The organism is Halanaerobium sp. ST460_2HS_T2 (genome assembly GCF_003337665.1).
GTDB classification, from domain to species: domain Bacteria; phylum Bacillota; class Halanaerobiia; order Halanaerobiales; family Halanaerobiaceae; genus Halanaerobium; species Halanaerobium kushneri.
Window position 1 is genome coordinate 18418 of the sequence record NZ_QPJF01000016.1, and the last position, 20527, is coordinate 38944.

General features: G+C 33.7%; 18 protein-coding genes and 7 tRNA genes. 3 read left to right on the forward strand and 22 right to left on the reverse strand.

Annotated elements, in window-relative coordinates:
* Positions 1 to 65: 65 nt before the first annotated feature.
* From DFR80_RS08790 to DFR80_RS08855, 14 genes are all read right to left on the reverse strand, one after another.
* Entirely contained in the window at positions 66 to 527 is a 462-nt protein-coding gene (locus DFR80_RS08790) for a regulatory protein RecX (RefSeq protein ID WP_114489763.1), read from the reverse strand.
* Positions 528 to 533: 6 nt separating this feature from the next.
* Positions 534 to 1571 carry a recombinase RecA gene (recA, locus tag DFR80_RS08795; protein WP_114489764.1) on the reverse strand — a complete coding sequence of 346 codons (1038 nt, stop codon included), beginning with the start codon at positions 1569 to 1571 and terminating at the stop codon, positions 534 to 536.
* A gap of 91 nt (positions 1572 to 1662) precedes the next feature.
* Positions 1663 to 2208 carry an RNA 2',3'-cyclic phosphodiesterase gene (gene thpR, locus DFR80_RS08800; RefSeq protein WP_114489765.1) on the reverse strand — a complete coding sequence of 182 codons (546 nt, stop codon included), beginning with the start codon at positions 2206 to 2208 and terminating at the stop codon, positions 1663 to 1665.
* An 11-nt stretch (positions 2209 to 2219) separates the two neighbouring features.
* Positions 2220 to 3422, reverse strand: coding sequence for a tetratricopeptide repeat protein (locus DFR80_RS08805; RefSeq protein WP_114489766.1), 1203 nt, complete (start codon positions 3420 to 3422; stop codon positions 2220 to 2222).
* Position 3423: 1 nt separating this feature from the next.
* Entirely contained in the window at positions 3424 to 4671 is a 1248-nt protein-coding gene (locus tag DFR80_RS08810; protein ID WP_076543489.1) for a competence/damage-inducible protein A, read from the reverse strand.
* 87 nt (positions 4672 to 4758) lie between these two features.
* Positions 4759 to 5199: a phosphatidylglycerophosphatase A gene (locus DFR80_RS08815; protein WP_114489767.1), complete on the reverse strand. Its 441-nt coding sequence runs from the start codon at positions 5197 to 5199 to the stop codon at positions 4759 to 4761.
* 12 nt (positions 5200 to 5211) lie between these two features.
* Positions 5212 to 5742: a CDP-diacylglycerol--glycerol-3-phosphate 3-phosphatidyltransferase gene (gene pgsA / locus DFR80_RS08820; RefSeq protein ID WP_114489768.1), complete on the reverse strand. Its 531-nt coding sequence runs from the start codon at positions 5740 to 5742 to the stop codon at positions 5212 to 5214.
* Positions 5726 to 7063, reverse strand: coding sequence for a 30S ribosomal protein S12 methylthiotransferase RimO (gene rimO / locus DFR80_RS08825; RefSeq protein ID WP_114489769.1), 1338 nt, complete (start codon positions 7061 to 7063; stop codon positions 5726 to 5728). Before rimO ends, pgsA begins: the two co-directional genes overlap by 17 nt.
* Before the next feature lie 105 nt (positions 7064 to 7168).
* A tRNA-Pro gene (locus DFR80_RS08830) sits at positions 7169 to 7245 on the reverse strand.
* Between the two features lie 60 nt (positions 7246 to 7305).
* Positions 7306 to 7599, reverse strand: coding sequence for a DUF2103 domain-containing protein (locus tag DFR80_RS08835; protein WP_076543493.1), 294 nt, complete (start codon positions 7597 to 7599; stop codon positions 7306 to 7308).
* 136 nt (positions 7600 to 7735) lie between these two features.
* Positions 7736 to 7811, reverse strand: a tRNA-Thr gene (locus DFR80_RS08840).
* A 19-nt stretch (positions 7812 to 7830) separates the two neighbouring features.
* Positions 7831 to 7906 (reverse strand) — tRNA-Trp (locus DFR80_RS08845).
* Between the two features lie 12 nt (positions 7907 to 7918).
* A tRNA-Thr gene (locus DFR80_RS08850) sits at positions 7919 to 7994 on the reverse strand.
* 19 nt (positions 7995 to 8013) lie between these two features.
* Positions 8014 to 8089: transfer RNA gene (locus tag DFR80_RS08855), tRNA-Trp, on the reverse strand.
* Positions 8090 to 8417: 328 nt separating this feature from the next.
* Between DFR80_RS08855 and DFR80_RS08860 the strand changes: the two genes are divergently transcribed.
* Positions 8418 to 9821, forward strand: coding sequence for an NAD(P)/FAD-dependent oxidoreductase (locus DFR80_RS08860; RefSeq protein ID WP_114489770.1), 1404 nt, complete (start codon positions 8418 to 8420; stop codon positions 9819 to 9821).
* Positions 9822 to 9847: 26 nt separating this feature from the next.
* On the opposite strand, the gene DFR80_RS08865 is transcribed toward DFR80_RS08860, so the two are convergent.
* A complete protein-coding gene (locus DFR80_RS08865; protein WP_114489771.1) occupies positions 9848 to 10417 on the reverse strand; it encodes a class I SAM-dependent methyltransferase in 570 nt (189 codons plus the stop codon).
* Between the two features lie 172 nt (positions 10418 to 10589).
* Here DFR80_RS08865 and DFR80_RS08870 point away from each other — a divergent pair.
* Positions 10590 to 10665, forward strand: a tRNA-Glu gene (locus DFR80_RS08870).
* 141 nt (positions 10666 to 10806) lie between these two features.
* Positions 10807 to 10891: transfer RNA gene (locus DFR80_RS08875), tRNA-Tyr, on the forward strand.
* A gap of 80 nt (positions 10892 to 10971) precedes the next feature.
* Here the strand turns inward: DFR80_RS08875 and DFR80_RS08880 are convergent.
* From DFR80_RS08880 to DFR80_RS08910, 7 genes are all read right to left on the reverse strand, one after another.
* Positions 10972 to 12159: a helix-turn-helix domain-containing protein gene (locus tag DFR80_RS08880; protein WP_233493798.1), complete on the reverse strand. Its 1188-nt coding sequence runs from the start codon at positions 12157 to 12159 to the stop codon at positions 10972 to 10974.
* Positions 12160 to 12411: 252 nt separating this feature from the next.
* Positions 12412 to 13311, reverse strand: coding sequence for an ABC transporter permease (locus DFR80_RS08885; RefSeq protein ID WP_076543497.1), 900 nt, complete (start codon positions 13309 to 13311; stop codon positions 12412 to 12414).
* Positions 13311 to 14423: an ABC transporter permease gene (locus tag DFR80_RS08890; protein ID WP_076543498.1), complete on the reverse strand. Its 1113-nt coding sequence runs from the start codon at positions 14421 to 14423 to the stop codon at positions 13311 to 13313. Before DFR80_RS08890 ends, DFR80_RS08885 begins: the two co-directional genes overlap by 1 nt.
* Positions 14416 to 15960 carry an ABC transporter ATP-binding protein gene (locus DFR80_RS08895; RefSeq protein WP_076543499.1) on the reverse strand — a complete coding sequence of 515 codons (1545 nt, stop codon included), beginning with the start codon at positions 15958 to 15960 and terminating at the stop codon, positions 14416 to 14418. The genes DFR80_RS08890 and DFR80_RS08895 overlap by 8 nt, the downstream gene beginning before the upstream one ends.
* 88 nt (positions 15961 to 16048) lie before the next feature.
* On the reverse strand, positions 16049 to 17131 hold the full coding sequence (locus DFR80_RS08900) for a BMP family protein (RefSeq protein WP_076543500.1): 1083 nt from the start codon (positions 17129 to 17131) through the stop codon (positions 16049 to 16051).
* 150 nt (positions 17132 to 17281) lie between these two features.
* A complete protein-coding gene (locus tag DFR80_RS08905) occupies positions 17282 to 18013 on the reverse strand; it encodes a GntR family transcriptional regulator (RefSeq protein ID WP_114489773.1) in 732 nt (243 codons plus the stop codon).
* Between the two features lie 89 nt (positions 18014 to 18102).
* Positions 18103 to 20448 (reverse strand): DNA translocase FtsK, encoded by a 2346-nt coding sequence (locus tag DFR80_RS08910; RefSeq protein WP_114489774.1) that lies wholly within the window; start codon positions 20446 to 20448, stop codon positions 18103 to 18105.
* Between the last annotated feature and the right edge of the window lie 79 nt (positions 20449 to 20527).

Consider the following 20527-nt stretch of genomic DNA (forward strand, 5'->3'; position numbering starts at 1 on the left):
ACGATAATCTGGTACTAAAAGGAAAAAGCCTGCCGCCGGCAGACTTTTAAGTCATCAATTTATATCTATTTATCTGTAATCTTATATATTAAATCATAACTAAAACCTTTATTGGCCAGATAATTTTTCAACTTATAACTTGAGCTATCTTCTTCTGTCCGTCTGCGCAACCATTTATCTTTTAAATAATTCGCCATTTCGCGTTCATCTTGATCAGATAAATAATTGTTTAAAGCGGAATTAATAATCCGTTGATTAACTCCCTTATCCTTAAGTTCTTTGTAAATCAATTTTCTCCCTCTCGGATGATGTTTCTTTCTTGACCTGATCCACATTTCTGCAAAACGTTCTTCATTTAAATAATCATTTTCCAGCAAAAAGTCAACTACTTCTTTAATAACCTCTTCACTAAAATCTTTTTTTCGCAGACGATCTTCAATTTCTTTGATTGTCCTTTCTCGGTAGCTAAGCAGTTTAAAAGCTTTATTACGAGCTTTAGAAAATTCTTTTTTATCTATTTGAGCCATTGAAAACTATTCCTCTTCCTTTTCTTTTTCACTTTCTGCTTCAACTTCTCCTTCTTCCAGGCCCACCTTAACTCTAATTTTATTGTCTATTTCTTCCATAATTTCTGGATTGTCTCTTAAAAATTCTTTTGAATTTTCTCGACCCTGACCAAGACGAACATCTCCATAAGAGTACCAGGAACCGGCTCTATCGATGATTCCAATTTCTTCACCAAGATCAAGGATACATCCCGACTGTGAAATACCAGTACCATACATAATATCAAACTGAGCATTTCTAAACGGAGCAGCTACCTTATTTTTCACAATTTTTACTTTAGCTGTACTTCCGATCATTTTATCTCCATCTTTAATAGTTTGAGATCTCCTCATTTCAATTCGGACCGAAGAATAAAACTTAAGTGCACGTCCACCGGGAGTTGTTTCCGGGTTACCAAACATAACTCCAATTTTTTCTCTAATTTGATTAATAAAAACAACTGAAGCTTTAGATTTACTGATTGCTCCTGAAAGTTTGCGCATTGCCTGAGACATCAGTCTGGCCTGTAAGCCCATATGAGAATCTCCCATGTCTCCTTCTAATTCTGCCTTTGGTACCAGAGCAGCTACAGAGTCAATGACTACCAGATCTACTGCATTACTGCGGACCAGTGCTTCTCCAATCTCCAGAGCTTCTTCTCCACTATCAGGTTGTGATATTAAAAGGTTATCAATATTTACTCCTAAATTTTTTGCATACTTTGGATCAAGTGCATGCTCTGCATCAATAAATGCTGCAATACCATCCATTTTTTGAGCTTCTGCAATTATATGAAGGGCCAAAGTAGTTTTACCCGATGATTCATTTCCATATAATTCAATGATCCTTCCTTTAGGAATACCACCAATTCCAAGAGCCAGATCCAGCGGCAGAGCACCTGTGGGAATAGCCTCCACATTTAATTTCTGTGAATCACCAAGTCTCATAATTGAACCCTTACCGAATTGTTTTTCAATTCTTTTTACTGCTTTATCCAGAGCTTTTTCTTTATCACTAGTTGCCAAATTCATCGTCCTCCCCAAATTTATTTTAACTGCAATTTTTGTCTTTAATTATATTATAGAACAAATGTTTAATGATTGCAAGGTTTGATTTCTATTTAATGGAAAATAATTTAATGTATTCTGGACCATCCGCTTTTAGTTTGCTTTGATAAAGATTTACACTTTCCAGACGGGCATAAATGTTTATCAAATACCGCTGTCCCAGTTCTTTTTTTAATTTGAAAGGTTTACCCTTATTACGGCCTAGAGTCAGATGAGGTTTATATTCCCTCACATCTTTTTGAAATCCATTTTTAGAAAGCTTATTTTCTAAGTTTTGATGCAAATCAATCAGTATATTTTTTCCTCTGGAAAGTCCGAGATAAATAATTTTTGCCGCATCCTTATCAGGAAATGCATCCAGTCTTGAAAATTGTAAATACTTATTTTCTCCACAAAAATCAGTCTCTTTTAAAATATCGATTAGTTTATCTTTTTCTTTAACCGTACTTTCCCCCAGGAATTTAAGGGTAAGATGCCAATTATCCTTTTCCACCCAATTTATTTTATTATCTAATTCAGATTTTAAATTGGATAATCTATTCTCTATTAGTTCTTTGCTGCGCGAATTAATGTCGGCTCCTATAAATAATCTCATTTTAACACCCTTTAGTCTATGTCAAGTTCTCTTTCTATTTTATCCAGCAGTTCCCGAGCTTCCTGATAATTATCATTAATATGCAGTGCTCTTCTTAATTCAGCCCTTGCAGCTTCAAGCATATCTGCTCCATAATAAGCCCGTCCAAGATAATAACGACTTGCTGCATAATCAGGATTGTTTTCTACAGCCAGAGAAAATCTAGAAATAGCACGATAATATTCTTCCCTATCCAGATGGATTTTCCCTTCCCCCAGATAAGCTTCTACATAATTAGGATTGTATTTTAAAGCCTGGCTGTAATAATTTAAGGCCTGATTTAAATCTCCGTTTGCCTCCGCTACTTCCGCCAGTAAATAGTATCCATAGTAAGAATTTTTATTAATCTCAACAGCAGATTTTAGTGCTGTTTCAGCTTCTGTATATTGTCCAAGTTCAAGATAGCTTTCTCCCAGTCCAATATAATAGGGGGCAAAATCTTTTCTATTTTTTATACCCTGGTTAAATATCGAGATAGCTGAATTATAATCTTCTAACTTTTGATATAAGTTTCCCAGATTTAAATAAAGTGAGGATTGAGAGCCATTTAATTCTAAAGCAGTCTCATAATATTCTACTGCCTGATTTAAATCATCCTGTTTTTCCTTTATTTTAGCAAGATTCAAATAATCGACTGCAGTTGGATCGGAATCAATTATTTCCAGATATATAGTTTCTGCTTTTTCAAGTTCTCTGCTTTCTAAATATGCATAGGCTAAATCTCTTTTAAAATTATTACTTTTTAAACCCAGTTCTGCTGCTGTTTTTAGATATTTTAAAGCTTCCTTAAAATCTGCACTATCAAATTGATTATTTTTATTTAAATATAACTCTGCAATTTTCCAGTTGAGAGTCCCGCTTTGAAAACCTAATTTATTCATCTGCTCCAGATAATCGACTGCCTTAGAAGTTTGATATCTATTGACAGCAGTCATGGTAGAATAATAGAGAACACTAAATTCCAGCCCCTCATCCAGGTCTTCTTTAAGAAGCTTATTTAATTTTTCTTCTGCCAGAGCATAGTTTCCAGAATTATAATCATTTAGAGCTTCAGTAAAAATATCTGCTGCTGTATGCACCTGAGTAGTTTCGGAATTTTGCTGAGCCAGAACAGAATTGGAAACGGAAAACATTAAAAAAATAATGAATGTTACATAAAGAGATTTTTTTAGCATCTTATTTTTCCTCACTTTCTTTAATCAATTTATAAATTTCAAATAAAACGATCTGCGAAGTATAATAACGATTTAATTTTCGGCCATAATTTTTATGAAGTTCAAAAATTTTAAGCTGTTCCTGATACAAAATGGCAATAAACATTGTTCCTGCTCTTTTTCCATCGTGATTGTCAGGCCCAGCAGCTCCTGTTGTTGCAACTGTAAGATCTGAGCCGAAAATTTCTGCTGCACTCTCAACCATAGCCTGAACACATTCTTTACTAACTGTTCCAAAATTGTTTAAAAGCTCTGTTTTAATATTTAATATCTGATTTTTAATTTTTTTATTATAAGCAACAATTGAACCTAAAAAATAATTTGAACTACCTGCTTTTTCAGTCAATCTTTCTGCAATTAATCCTCCTGTAAAAGATTCAGCTGTGGCAACCCGAACATTTTTAGTTACCAATAATTCATGGACTTTTTCTGTTATACTCTGCTGATCTTCACTGTAGATATAGTCACTAAACTCAGACTTAATAACTCTCACAGCCTGATTTAAAAGTTCAGTTTGATCTTCAATATTTAAAGAGTTATTCTGAATAATTTTGAGTCTCAATTTAACCTCCGCTTTACCAGCCTGATAACTAATTATCAATTCTGAAGGTAAATTAAGTTGCTTAACTTGGGAAGCCAGAGTCGACTCACCAATACCAATAAAATTAAATTCTCTAATCATTATTTTATTCTGACTAATCTTTTTTAAATCCTTTAAAACCTTATTCTTAAACAGATATTTTAATTCAGCAGGAACTCCTGGAAGCAAATAAAAAGTCTTATTTTGTTTTTCCAACTTTAGGGCAGGAGCTGTTCCTCTCTCATTATTAATAATTTCTGCTCCTTCTGGAATATATGCCTGAGATAAATTATTAGAACTCATATCTGAACCATGATTACAGAATATGGTTTTTAATTTTTTTTCTATTTCTTGAGAATAAATTAGTTCCAAATTCAGGACTTCTGCAAAAGCTTCTTTGGTTAGATCATCTTCTGTAGGCCCGAGACCTCCTGTTACAAAAACTAAATCCGCATTTTGAGAAGCATAATAAATAGTATTTTTAATACTTTCTTTTTGATCCCCGCAAATTAAAATATTTTCAATTTCAAAACCAAAATTACTAAGATTTTCTGCTAAAAATTTAGAATTGCTATCCTGTACAAGTCCATTAATTAATTCCGAACCTGTTGCTACTATTGCTGTCTTCAATAAAAACACCTCAATATGATTATATCATTTTAGAATAAGAAAATCGACCTAAAATAGGTCGATTTGATTAAAATCAGATTAAATTTCTCAAATTAATAATATTATTATTTTTAAAATAACTAATGAAGTTAAACCAGCAAGAATATCATCAAGCATTACTCCCCAGCCAGCTGGTAGTCTCTGAACCTTATCAATCAACCAGGGTTTAGTTATATCAAATAATCTAAATAGAGCAAATCCTCCTATTAAAACCGGTATGCTTGTTTTTAGAGTATAAAAAGCTAATAACTGTCCTGCCATCTCATCAATAACAATTTTACTGTCATCTTTTATCCCAGTCTGCTGTTCCTCAAAGTTTGCAATAGCAATTCCACCAATGGCAAGGGCAGATATAAAATAGATGTTGTTAAGAATTGGAAAGAAAAAAACAAGCAAAACCATTAATAGAGAGCCCCAGGTTCCTGGAGCCAAAGGCAAATGACCACTGTAAAATCCACTTGCTAATAAATGATTTATTTTTTTAAGCATGGTTTTCCTCCCTTACGAGTAATCAACTTCTGCCGCAGCAAAATAAGTATATCCTGAATAAATTGTTATTATTACTGTCAGCCAGACTAAAGTTTCAGTTAAAATTAGTGGTAAGTTAAAAATTTGGGGATTAATAATTAACGCAATTGCGGTTATCATCTGAATTGTTGTTTTTGTTTTACCCCAGATATTTGCAGGAATTACCGATCCCTGATCAGCTGCTACCACTCTTAAACCTGTAACTGCCAGTTCTCTTGCTACAATAATCAATAATGGCCAGATAGAAAGAACTCCAATTTGAACAAAAGCTGTAAAAACACCAATAATTAATAATTTATCTGCAAGTGGATCCAGAATTTTTCCAAGTGTAGTTATTAAATTATGTTTTCTAGCATAATGTCCGTCAAATTTATCAGTTAATGCTGCCAGAATAAATACAGCCAAGGCCGCAGTAGTGCTAGATAAAGAATTAATTAAAAGCAGATAAATAATTATCGGTACCAGCAGAATTCTTAAAATTGATAGTTTATTTGGTAGATTCATCCTCAATCTCTCCTATTAAATCATAATGGAAGGCCTCTTTGATTACAGCCTGATAGATCTCTCCAATTTCAAGTTCATTTTCCTCAACTGGAATATAAATCTGGTTATCAATCTCCGGTGAATCATAACGAGATCTGGCAAGATAATTTTCCTGTTCACGATCTTCAATTATTATCTCAATTTTACGGCCAACCAGTTCTTTATTTTTAGTCAGCGAAATTTCCTGCTGTAACTGCATTATCTCTTCTTTTCTTTCTGCTTTTAGTTCTTGCGAAACTCTCTGATCAAAATTATAGGCCGCAGTTCCTTCCTCTCTTGAAAACTCAAAAACTCCTAATCTATCAAATTTAGATTTTTTGACAAATTCTTTCAGCTTTCTAAAGTCTTCCTCATTTTCACCTGGGAAACCAGTAATCAGTGATGTTCTAATTTTTGCATCAGGAATTTTATTTCTAATCTTATTAATAATATTAGCGATATCTTCTTCATTTCCTCTGCGATTCATTAACTTTCTTATTTTTGCAGAAGAATGCTGAATTGGCAAATCAAAATAATTGCAAATTTTTTCTTCTTCAGCAAATACTTCAATTATTTCATCTGTAATAAATTCTGGATAACTATACAAAACTCTAATCCATTTAATCCCCTTAACTTCAGCTAATTTTCTCAAAAGTGGTGCCAGAGCAGAACGACCATAAATATCAACTCCATATTGAGTTGTATCCTGAGCAATAATAATTATCTCTTTGATTCCAGATTCGGCAATTTTTTCAGCTTCTGCTTTAATATCAGCAATTGATCTACTTTTTACAGTTCCTCTAATTTGAGGAATACTGCAGTAAGTACAATTATTATTGCAACCTTCGGCAATTTTTAAATATGCATAAACATTGTTATCCAATTCTCTGGGCAGAGCAGAACTATAATCAAATCCAGCTTCTTCAATTCCACCAGTCTCTTTTCCTTCCAGACTTTCTCGTATTACTTCTGCAATTTTATCAAAGTTTGAGGTGCCCAAAACAGCATCAATTTCTGGAATTTCAGTTTCTAACTCCTCACTATAACGCTGAGTTAAACAACCTGTTACTATAACAGACTTACACTGATATTGTTTCTTATATTCAAGAGCAGCCAAAATAGTTTCAATGGATTCTTCTTTGGCATCCTGAATAAAGCCACAGGTATTAATAATTATAACTTCTGCTTCTTCAAAATTATCTGTATATTGAAAATCTTCTTCTCCTCTTAAAAAACCATTCATATGCTGACTGTCAACTTCGTTTTTGGGACAGCCTAAAGTCATTAAAGAATATCTTATCATTTTTACTCCTTTATAATGTCAAATTTAATAAATAAATATATAATATCCCTAATTTTAAGGCTCTATAACTACAAAAAAGCCCTCCTAAGGGCTTTAATACTAAAATGGTCGGGCTATCCGGATTTGAACCGGAGACCTCTACACCCCCAGTGTAGCGCGCTACCAAGCTGCGCCATAGCCCGTTGCCAACAAAAGATATTATATATAAATTAAGTCCTTTTGTCAAATTAAATTCTAAACAGCTACTTTATAAAATCAAGTTTCTTTAAATATTCCATAGTTTTGTCTGGATAATCTGTTACTACAAAAACCTCCTGCAAAGATGAACTATTCTTTGCAATTAATTTAATACCACTTCTTGTATTATATTTCAACTGAATGTAGGCAGGAGTTCCACTACCCTTTCTTCTATTTATTCTACCTGGAATAATACTTTTAACCAGTTTAGAAAGAGCAATATCCTCCAGCAGGGGTAATATATCTTCGATTATAGTATGTTCCTGTTTGATCTTATTCTGCCTGTATTTATTTGCCAAATTAATCACATCCTTTATTAATTATAGCATTGAAAGTATAGCTCCGCAAATTTTAAAAGCCAGTAGCCTAGAACAAAAGAAAATAATATTTTTATAATAAAAAAAAGAAGTCGCTAACGACTTCCTTAAAATTCAATGGAGCTGATGACCAGACTTGAACTGGTAACCTGCTCATTACAAGTGAGCTGCTCTACCAATTGAGCTACATCAGCATAATATAAAATTGAAAAATGGCAGGGGAGACAGGAGTTGAACCTGCAACCAATGGATTTGGAGTCCACTACTCTGCCAGTTGAGCTACTCCCCTAAAAATTAAAAATGGAGCTGATGACCAGACTTGAACTGGTAACCTGCTCATTACAAGTGAGCTGCTCTACCAATTGAGCTACATCAGCATAATATAAAATTGAAAAATGGCAGGGGAGACAGGAGTTGAACCTGCAACCAATGGATTTGGAGTCCACTACTCTGCCAGTTGAGCTACTCCCCTAAATCGAGGCGTTTTTCAATCAAGCAATAATTATTATAATAGAGTTAGAGGTATAGGTCAAGTCTTATTATTGGAATTATTCTACTTTAGATTAGTTTAATTTATTTTATCTTGAAAATACTTGCTTATACCCTGATTTTCAAAATTTTTAGCTGGATATTTAATAAAAATATTCTAAATATTGCATATCTCAGCTTTAAGAATGTAAACTATAATACATTTTGTGTTTTTAAACACTAAATATAAAAAATAACTTGAAATTGATTTGAGAATATATTATCATATATATCGCAAAAGTTAAATATAAGTAAATATGAGGTGGTTATAAATGGAAAAACATGATTTAATAGTAATCGGTATGGGACCGGCAGGCATGGCAGTAACAGCAATGGCTGCAAATATGGAACTTGATGTTTTAGCAATTGAAAAACATAAAGTTGGGGGAGAATGTTTAAATTATGGCTGTGTACCAAGTAAAGCCTTATTGAAAGCTGGAGAAGTTAACGAAGTTGCTGAAAATTTAAGACAGTACGGAATAAAATTGTCTGGAAAAACTGAAATTGAAAATCCTTTAGAGATAGTTAGAAATAAGGTTGGAAAAATTAGTGGTAATAAAACAATGAAAGCTTTTGATAGAGCAAAATTAATTGTTGATCAGGGTGAAGCAAAATTTGTTGATAAAAAAGTAGTAGAAGTTGCCGGGAAAAAGTATACTGCTGACAAAATATTTATTGCAACCGGTACAGAACCGATGATTCCTCCAATCCCGGGTCTTAAAGATGTTCCCCGCTTAACTAATCTAAATATCTTCGAACAGGAAGATATACCTGAAACTCTAACAATTATTGGTGGAGGTGCAATTGGATCCGAAATGGCTCAGGCCTTCTCTCGTCTTGGAGCTAAGGTAAATATCTTTCAAATTGATGATCACCTGGTTCCAACCGGTGATCAAGAAGCCGGAAAAGTTCTAGAAGAAAAATTCAAAAAAGAAGGTATTGGAGTTCACAATAGCACAGGAATCAATAAAGTAGAAGAAAAAAACGGAAAAATAATTACTCATACAGATGTAGGAGTCTTCGAATCTGATAAAATTTTAGTTGCTACCGGACGTAAAGCTGTTTTAGAACCGTTAAAACTTGATAACGCAGGTATTGAATCAGCTAAGACTGGAATTAAGGTTAATAAACGTTTAGAAACTAATATAAAGGGAATATATGCTGTTGGTGATTGTAATGGTAAGGCTCTTCTCTCCCATGCTGCCATGCATCAGGGAATGCTGGCTTTAATGAATGCAATTAACCCGACTCCAATCAAACAATTTAATTATGATGATTATCTGGTTCCCTGGTCAGTGTTTACTAAACCAGAAATTGCTCAGGCTGGAATTACAGAAAAAGAGGCAAATGAAAAAGGTATTAATTATCAGATTGTAAAAGAAAGATATGAAGATTATGGAAGGACAATAGCAGATGGTAAACCAGAAGGATTTGTCAAAGTTATAACTAACAGCAGGGGAAAAATATTTGGAGCCACAATTGTTGGAGAAGCAGCAAGTGAACTGATCCATGAATGGATCTTGGCAATTCAGCATAATATTTCAATGTTTGATATTATGATGACTCAACACTCCTTCCCAACTATTTCCTTAATGAACAAAAGAGTAGCAGAAAAATGGATGATGAACAAAACTGATTCAGGAATTATTCCCAAATTGGCTAAAAAGTTTATATAAAATTAAAAGCAGGTTTTAGCCTGCTTTTAAATCCTTTTTTTTACTGCTACTACCTGTGGGGGAGGACCTGGCTGATTTAAAAATTTATAATTTAAAACATTATATTTTTTATAATCCAGATCAGATACAAATTTTAAGACAGCATCTCTTTCGTCATCTCCACCAGGATGACCACTGTAAATAACTAGAACAACAATTCCATCATTTTCTATCAATTTAATTGTCTTTTTAAGAGCTTTGACTGTGCTTTTAGCTCTAGTTATAATTTTTTTATCCCCCCCTGGTAAATAACCCAGATTAAAAATTGCAGCATTAATTTTATCTTCTAAATAACTGTCAAGTTCAGCGTGACTGGCTTTGATTATTTTAACATTTTTTTCTAAATCAGCTGTCTGCAGCAGTTTCTGGGTGTTATTAACAGCTTCTTTTTGGATATCAAAAGAGAAAACTTTACCTTCCGCACCAACAAGCTCAGCTAAAAATTTCGTATCGTATCCATTACCTGCTGTAGCATCAAGAGCTTTATCACCAGGTTTAAGTGTCTTTTTTAATAATAAATGCGAAAATTCGACTGCATTAAATAAATTAACTGACATAAAATCACTCTTTCCTAAATTTTTGTTTTAAGCTTTAAAGTTAAGAAAATACTTAAAAAAAATAGTATTAACTACTTAATTTAATATCAAAGTAAATAATCACTATCAAATTAAATTGACCAACTGCTAAAGTTACTATATACTATTAATTGTGCTTGTGAAAAAGCTATCTGCCCTCATCGTCTAGGGGTCCAGGACACCAGGTTTTCATCCTGGCGGCAGGGGTTCGAATCCCCTTGAGGGTACCATTTTAAGATCTAAGATGTCAGAAGTCTGAAGTAAGATTAATTCTATCTCTGACTTTCTAAATTTTAATATTAAATTAGTTAGAAGTATTTTGGGAAATTATATTTTATTTCTTATCTTGTCCAACTTCTAACTTCCAACCTGGAGGGGTGCCCGAGTGGTTAAAGGGAGCAGACTGTAAATCTGCCGGCGATGCCTACAAAGGTTCAAATCCTTTCCCCTCCACCATTTGAATATTTAAAACACCCGTAATAACGGGTGTTTTTTTATGTTCTATTATTTTTTATCTTTTAAAGAACAGGATAAAATTAATCACGCAAATTATTTATTACTATATCTTCTCCCTCATTAACAAACTCTACCTCTGCTATTTCACCACTTCCAGCCCAGGGACCGTAAGCTTCTCCATTTATCTCAGCTGTTATTGCTTTTCCATTCCCTATTTTTATATAAAGTCTCTCATCTATTTCAAATTGACGCTGATCACCTGCTTCTAAAATACCGCTAAATACATTGCTTCCATCCAGATCAACTGTAACCCAGACTGTATCAGAAGCTAAAAATAAAAGTGTATTATCAAAGTCCGGATCAGCCTCATCCTCAACAGAACTGCTTGCAGTTTCCTCTGCTGTAATTTCTATCTTACTCTGATTATTATCAATCTGAGTATCTGACTCCAACTCAGGCTGTGTTTCTGATGTTTTCATTTCTGCTGAATCAGTTTCTTGTGTTTCAGCATCTTCAGAAACGATTATTTTGTTAATTTGGCTCTGCTCCTGAGAATTCAAACCATCCAGTTCTTGAAAACTATTCTGATCTATTATTTCAGTATTTTCCTCCGTAAGCACATCAGAATCCATTGAATCAAAAATTTCAGCTGTTAAATCATCAGCAGGAGAATTATCATTATTAAGTACATTAAGTTCAGAATTTTGATCGGCTACTGAATTTTCACCTGTTGTCTCCTGGTCTTTATTTTTAACTTCCTCTGCTGCTGAAGCTGAATCATTATTATTTTGAACTTCTAAAAGTTCAGATTCTTCATTTATATTTTCTTGACTATTATTCTTTTGATTTAATAAGCGAATCTCAGAATTATTTACATACTGATAGGTATAAACTGCAGCAGCTCCTAAAAATAATATTAATAATATAATAAAAATGATTTTTACTGGATTCTTACGGTTTTTATTTTTATTGGCTGTAGAAACCTTAGTCCCATTCAAATAATCTTTTTGTAAATTGCTTTCTTTTTCTTCTTTAATATTCAAAATCTTGTAATTTTCAAGTAGTGCCTGATAATTAATACCTACTTCTCTTGCATAACCTTTAATAAAAACTTTTAAATAAACATTTCCGGGAAGTACATCAAAATTATTTTCTTCAATAGCTTCAAGATATTTTTTTCTAATCTTTGTTTCTTCCTGAATATCATCCAGGCTTAATCCTTTTTCCTGTCTGGCTTTTTTTAATAAAGTGCCAAGTTCAAGTTCCATTTCTTCCAATTTATTGTCCTCCTTACGCACTAATTACTATTAACAGCAGTTAATAATTTATTAATAAATTTTTTTGAAATTCAAAATAAATTTACACTATTTATTATTATAACATACTTTAGTAATTAATTTAATCTTTTTAAGCTTATTTTTTATTTTTGAGAGGAAATAAATAAAATTTTACATAGAAAATAAAATTAAGGACAGCAAAAATGCTGTCCTTAATTAGTAATCTATTATATTAAATAATTTCTATTTTTCACCTTTATAATATGGTTCTCCAGAAGCTGCTGGTGGTATAGATTTACCAAAAAATCCAGCCAGTACAACTAAAGTAAGTACATAAGGAATTGCACTGATTAATTCCGAAGGTATAAAAGCAAAATCGACTCTAACCGCAATTGCTTCGGCAAAACCAAATAACATTGCCGCACCAAAAGCACCAAAGGGATGCCATTTACCAAAGATCATAGCCGCCAGAGCAATAAAACCACGTCCTGCAGACATTTCTCTAACAAAAGCACTACCATCTCCTATGGAAAGATGAGCACCAGCCAAACCGGCTAAAACACCACTGATTAGAACACTAATAAATCTCCATTTATTAACACTAATCCCCAGGGTATCCGCAGCTGCCGGGTGTTCACCAATTGAACGAATCCTCAGACCCCAGTGAGTCTTGAAGAAAATAAACCAGACTACAGGTACTAAGATCAGTGCAATATAAGTTATTGGATTAAAACGAACTCCAAAAAATCTATATGCTGGCAATCTTCCAACCATTGGTGAAGTTCCTTTTACTCCAAATAATACCTGAAGTAAGAAAATAGTAATACCAGAGGCAAAAATATTAATACCAGTTCCCACAACTATCTGATTAGCTTTAAAAGTTACACAAACAAGAGCCAAAATAGCTGCAAAAACTAAACCAGCAATCATAGAATAAAGCACACCAATCCAGGGATTTCCTGTACTTGCACTACCGTAAACAGCAGCAAAAGCACCGATTAAAATCATTCCTTCCAGAGCAATATTTACAACTCCTGATCTCTCAGAAAAAATTCCTCCTAAAGCAGCCAGAATTAACGGAGTAGCAAAACGAAAGCTGGCCAAAAATAACGACAAAGAGAAAATTTGTTTTAAAGTATCCATTATTCAACCCCTCCTTTTGCTTTTCTTTTAGCAAGATATACTTTAAAGACCTGGAGGGCTGCAACAAAGAAGATTACTAAAGCCTGTATTAACATTACAATTTCAGAAGGAATACCTGAAAACTGCATTTCCAGACCACCCTGTGCTAAAGCTCCAAATAAAATACCACCCAGAATAACTCCAATTGGATGAGTTTGACCTATTAAGGCAACAGCTATTCCTGTAAAACCATAACCGGCATCCATACCCTGCATAAAGCTAAAGTGAGTACCCAGAACTTCTCCGACTCCAGCCAGTCCAGCTACAGCACCACTAATAAACATAGCAGTTATAATACCTTTACTGGCATTAATACCACCATATTCTGCACCATCCGGATTAAAACCAACAGCTCTCATTTCGTAGCCAAGTGTTGTTTTAAATAATAAATACCATAAAACAACAGCTGCTGCTAGAGCAAGAAAAAAGTTAATATGAAGCCTGATTGCAGGATGAGCAAATAATTCTGCAAACGGAAGCTTAGAAAGAAAGGGATGATCCATAATATTTTTGAAATTAAACATAGCTGCTGAATCCATAATTCTTGGAGTAGCAGGCCGACCTGTATCTCTAAAAATATTTATTCCATAATTAATAGTTAAAGCAATGGCAATATGATTTAACATAATTGTTGCAATAACCTCGTGAACATCCATTTTTGCTTTTAAAAATCCGGGTAAACCTCCCCAGAGTCCGCCAACAAACATACCTGCTATAATAGCAAAAGGAAGGTGAATAAATGCAGGTAAAGAAGTAAAATAAAAACCAACAACTCCTGCAGTAAATCCTCCCATTAAAAGCTGCCCTTCTGCACCAATATTAAACAGACCAGCTCGAAAAGGAAGCGCAACAGCCAGTCCGGTTAAAATTAATGGAGTTGAGCGCCATAGAGTATTTGCAATTGCACTAAAATTACCAAAAGCCCCTATGTAAAGAGCAGAATAGGCGTCCAGAGGAGATTTATCTGTTAGAAAAATAAATAAAGTACCTACAATTAATGCCACTACGATTGATAATAAGGATAAACCTAAATCAGTTAAAATAGATTTTATTTTATCTGAATAATTATTCATTGCTCTCACCTCCTGCTTCAGATTTAGAACCGGTCATTAATTTACCAAGTTCTCTTTCGTCTGTTTCTGAAGCCTTTAACACATCAACAATTTCTCCTTCAAAAATAACTGCAATTCTATCACTTAAAGATAATACCTCACTTAATTCGGCAGAAACTAATAAAACACCTGCACCATTATCGCGTCTATCTATAATTTGTTTATGGATAAATTCAATTGAACCAACATCGACTCCTCGAGTAGGTTGAGAAGCAATTAAAAATTCAGGGTCATGAGAAAACTCTCGAGCAACAATTAATTTCTGCTGATTACCCCCTGATAAATTTTTAGCCTGTGCCTCCATACCTCCACCACGAACATCATATTTATCAATCAAATCCTGTGTATATTTGGCAACATTATCATACTGCATAATTCCGTTTTTAGAAAAAGGCTCCAAATCATGATAGCCCAGAATAATATTCTCTTTTAAATCAAAATCCATAATTAAACCACGTTTTTGTCTATCTTCCGGTATATGAGCTACCTTTTCGCGCTTAATCTGCCTGGCATTGTATTTACTAATATCTTTACCGCGAAGATTAACTTTACCACTTTCAACATTACGCAGCCCTGTTATGGCTTCAACTAATTCGGACTGTCCATTACCTTCTACACCAGCAATTCCCAGAATTTCACCTTTGCGAACCGATAAAGAAATATTCTTAACTGCTGGAATATCTCTATTATCCTTTACGTTTAAATTATCTACACTAAAGATTTCTGCTCCTGGTTTTGCCTCGGTTTTTTCAACCTCCAGTAGAACCTGCCGCCCTACCATCAGTTCGGCAACATCTTCTTTTGTTACATCGGCTGTATTTACAGTATCAATACTTTTTCCATTTCTTAAAACAGTTATTCGATCAGAAATAGTTTTAACCTCTTTTAATTTATGAGTAATAAAAATAATAGTTTTACCCTGTTCTTTTAAAGATCTAAAAATTTCAAATAATTCGTCAATTTCTTGAGGAGTTAAAACAGCTGTTGGCTCATCAAAAATCAATAATTCAGCGCCACGATAAAGAGTTTTTATAATTTCAACTCTCTGCTGCATTCCAACAGAAATATCCTGTATTTTGGCATCCGGATCTACAAAAAGCCCATATTTATCAGAAATTTCCTTAACTTCTCTTTTGGCAGTTTTCTGATCTAACATCAAACCACTGCGCGGTTCATTACCAAGCACAATGTTTTCGGTTACAGTCAATGGGTCCACTAACATAAAGTGCTGGTGAACCATTCCAATCCCTAACTCAATTGCATCCTGAGGACCATCTAAATTAATTTTATTTCCCTCATAAAAAACCTGACCTCCATCGGGTTCATAAAGGCCATATAAAATATTCATTAAAGTTGTTTTACCTGCACCATTTTCACCAACAAGGGCATGAATTTCTCCCTTTTTTATTGATAAGTTAACATTATCATTTGCTTTTACACCTGGAAATATTTTAGTTATATTCTGCATATCTAAAATATAATTATCTTCCCTGGGCATTATTATTCCTCCCTAAAATATACTAGAAATTAAGTAGGCTCTGCTAAAAAGCAGAGCCCTTTAAGTTAAATATAATTTGTACTAATTATTAAAGGTTATCAGGTCTGCCAGTTTCTCCCCAGTTTTCTACTTCGATTTCGCCATTAATGATCATTTCTTTAATTTCAGCGATACGATCTGCATAAGGAGAAGTTACATTTTCTTTCATTTGTCTGATAGTTTCCAATTCTTCATCAGTAATTGTTCCATTATCGTGAGCATCTAATACTGGCTGGCCAACTTCAGTTAAACTGGTTAGATCAACACCACCATCAGCCAGGGTAAAGTATAAGTTGTTACCACCCTGATAATTACCTTCTACAACAGATTTCACTGTATCAAATACAGCATTGTCTACTTTTTTAAGCATACTTGCAATTACATGACCTGGAGCAACATAGTTCTGATTTGAATCTACACCAATTGCATAAATATCTTCTTCTTCAGCTGCCTGGAAAACTCCAGAACCTGTACCACCAGCTGCATGATAAATTACATCTGCACCATCATCAATCATACCAAGTGCAATTTCTCTACCTCTTGCTGGATCACCAAAATCATCAGCATATCTGCTCTGGATTTCGATATCAGGATTAATATATCTTGCACCCTGATAGAAACCACCTTCAAAACGGTGAATTAAAGCAAAATCTACTCCACCAACAAAACCAACATTACCATTTTCACTTGTCAGTGCGGCAAGAGCACCTGCAAGGAATGAACCTTCCCATTCAGCAAAGTTAAGGCTGACAATGTTATCAGGAATATCTTCAAAATACTGATCAACATGAGCAAATTTTGTATCAGGATATTCACCAGCAACAGTTCTTAAACTATCTGCCATTTGAAAACCTACACCGATAACTAAATCATAACCTCTGGAAGCAAAACGGCGTAAGGCTGTCTGATCTTCAGAAGGATCAGCAGGTTCAATATAATCAAATGAAATACCCAGTTCATCTTCTGCTCTCTGCAGACCGCGGTATGCTGCATCATTAAATGATAGATCTCCAAGACCACCAGTAGATAAAACAATACCTACTCTAGTGTCCTGAGCAGCTGCTGGAACTGCGGCAAATACCACCATCATAACAAAGGCAAAAACAATAGCTAAACTTAAAACTTTTTTCAAAATAATGACCCCCTCATATATTTTTTTAATGGTACCAAAATTTGTGAATTGCAATTATAATATAACATTTTTATATTATATTTGCAACATAAAACACTTCAATTTTAGTTAATTGTTCCAAAATTAACTATATTAAAAATAATTAATAAATTACCTACTTCTTAAGACTTTAAACTGGAATTGATCACTTCTAAAATAATTTTTTGAATATAGAAATAATCTCTCCTGTTCATCATAATGCATCTGTTCTAAAAGTAATATTGGACTGTGTTTTTTTACATTTAATTTTTCCATTAATTTTCCTTTGGCAGTAACTGGTATAATTTCTGCCACAGCATATTTAATTTTTAAGTCATATTTATTTTCCAGTAGATCAAATAAAGAGTGACTAAAATCATCATCAATATTAATTGGAAAAAGATTTGTATTTAAAAAATCAATACAGAAAACAACAGGTTTTTCATCTGCAGTTCTTATTCTCTGTAATTTTAATATTTGATCATCCTCGTTAATATTCATCTTTAGAGCAAGATGTTTGTCAACTTTTGTCTTTTTAATTTCCAAACCTCTTGTTCCCGGGGTAAAGCCTTCATTTTTAATTGTATCAGTTACACTAAATAGCTCTTCAATTCCTCTTTTAAAACGGGGAATTGGTTTTGAAACAAAGGTTCCTACCCCCTGACTTTTAATAATCTTACCCTCTTTTTCTAAGACTCGCAGCGCTTCTCTCAGGCTGGCTCTGCTGACATCTAATTCTCTTGCAAAAGCTGTCTCAGAAGGAAGTTTGTCTCCTGCCTCATAAATCTCCTGATCAATTAAGTTTTCAATGTGCTCCTTAATCTTTAAATAAAGTGGTCTCTTATCATGTTTTAGTATATCCAAATTCCCAGTCCACCCCTCCTTTCTTCAGACGTCTTACCTGTCTGACAACTACCTAAATAGTATCACAATTCAATTTTTTTGTCAAGATTTTAACTCTTTTGATCATTATTTTTATTTTGCTCATCCTCATATTCACCATTCAAAATTGCTTCCAGATCTTCTTCTTCTACCAGAACTTCGCGAGGTTTACTGCCAGCATAGGGACCTACAATGCCATCTTCTTCCATAGTATCGATCAACCTTGCTGCCCGAGAATGGCCAATATGTAATCTTCTCTGCAGCATAGAAATAGAGGCTCTATACTTGACAACTAGCTTTACTGCTTCTTCGTATAATTCGTCCTGCTCATCATCAATTGATAATTCCACTTCCTTAATATCATCTTTTTCTATTTTATATTCGGCTGTCGCCTGTTCTTTAACAAAAGATGTTATTTCAGAAATCTCCTGATCAGTTAAAAAGGAACCTTGAATTCGCTGAGGCTTTTGCATACCAACCGGAGCAAAAAGCATATCTCCTTTACCCAGTAATTTTTCTGCTCCTCCCATATCTAAAATTGTACGAGAATCAGTAGCAGATGAAACAGCAAAAGAAATCCGACTTGGAATATTTGCCTTAATCAAACCAGTAATTACATCGACTGATGGTCGCTGAGTAGCTATTATTAAATGAATACCTGCTGCTCTTGACATTTGAGCCAGCCGACAAATATTATCTTCAACTTCATTAGCAGCTACCATCATCAAATCAGACAATTCGTCAATTATCACTACAATATATGGCAATTTATCCTCGGGATCATCAACCTGTTTATTATAAGATTCAATTCCTCTGCTTCCGGTTTCAGAGAATAAATCATAGCGATTTTCCATCTCTTCTACAACAAGCTTTAATACATTGGCTGCTTTTTTGGGATCTGTAACCACAGGAGTTATTAGATGAGGTAAACCCTGATAAATATTTAGTTCTACTTTTTTCGGATCTACAAGTAATAATTTAACCTCTTCTGGAGTGGCACGATAAAGAATACTGCTAATTAAGGTATTAATACAGACACTCTTACCTGAACCAGTCGCACCGGCAACTAAGAGATGAGGCATTTTAGCCAGATTAAAGACTGCAGTATCACCATCAATTCCTTTTCCCAGAGCAAGGGTAAGTTTATCTTCAGCTTTTTGAAATTCTTCTGATACAATAACATCTCTAAATGAAACTGTAATATCATTACCATGAGGAACCTCAATTCCCACTGCAGCCTTACCTGGTATCGGCGCTTCTATCCTTACATCTCTGGCTGCCAGGGCGAGAGCTATATCGTCAGAAAGATTAACAATTTTGCTGACCTTTACTCCGGTGGCTGGTTGAATCTCATAACGTGTAATTGTTGGTCCGTGGTTAACATTTATTACTTTTGCTTCAACTCCAAAACTGCTTAGTGTTTCTTCCAGCAGTTCACTTTTATTTGCAAGTTTAACTTTCTTTTTCCCGGAATCATTTAGAAGAGAAATCCCGGGCAGAGTATAATCACCATGTTTTTCACCCTGATCTTTAACATTTTTTGACTGATCTCTAGTGATATCAAAATCTTCAGTAATTTCCGTATTTGATTCAACAGAATTAGATTTTTCCTCTCCCTGCTTTTTGTTATCAATATTTTGCTTTTTATTCGTTTTTTGCTTAGTTTTATTCTCAGCCAGATTTGGATTAAGGCTAGTATTTTCGGCTATTTCTGCTTTTTCCTTATCTTTTTTACCTTTATCTGCTCGAACAATGCTATTTTGCTCTTCTCTTTTTTTCTTTTCAGCCTGCTTTTTTTGCTTTCTTGCAGCAGTCATTTTCTTTATTTTAGCAAAAATATTAAATCTAGCTAACGAAAGATTGGCAAAAAAATCTTTAATTTTATCATTTAAACTTAATAATAAACTTTTAAAAGCTAAAAATTGCGCTTTGGTTTTTTGAAAAATATTATGTAAAAATAGATCAAATAATAAAAGAATTCCAATTAATAATATAACCGATAGAATAATATAGGCTCCATTTACAGCGAATAATTCTGTCAAAAAATAGCTAATAGTGCTTCCAATGATTCCGCCTGCTGCATTTTGAGGTGTATTAAGAAAAAATCCTCCACCTTCATTTAAATTAATAATAGATATAATCGCAATAAATGAAACAAGAAGCCCTAAAAATCTGCCTGAAAACTTTATTTTTTTTGACCGAATAAGCTGGATACCCCAGTAGATAAATAAAAGAGGCAGAATATAGCTGCCGCTTCCCACCAAAAAATAATAAGCTCGGCTAATATAATTACCCAGCAGACCTGCTGAATGACTAAAAATAGCAAAATAGCTAATTGCAGCAAAGGTAATTAAAAAGAGACCCAGAATCTCATTTTTTCTTTTTTCAATTCTAGAATCAGTTTTTTGCTCACTCATCTCTGCCCCTCCTGAATTGTTAATTTATTAAAAATTAAATATTTAAAACTCTAATATTAATTAAAAAAATCAAAATAAC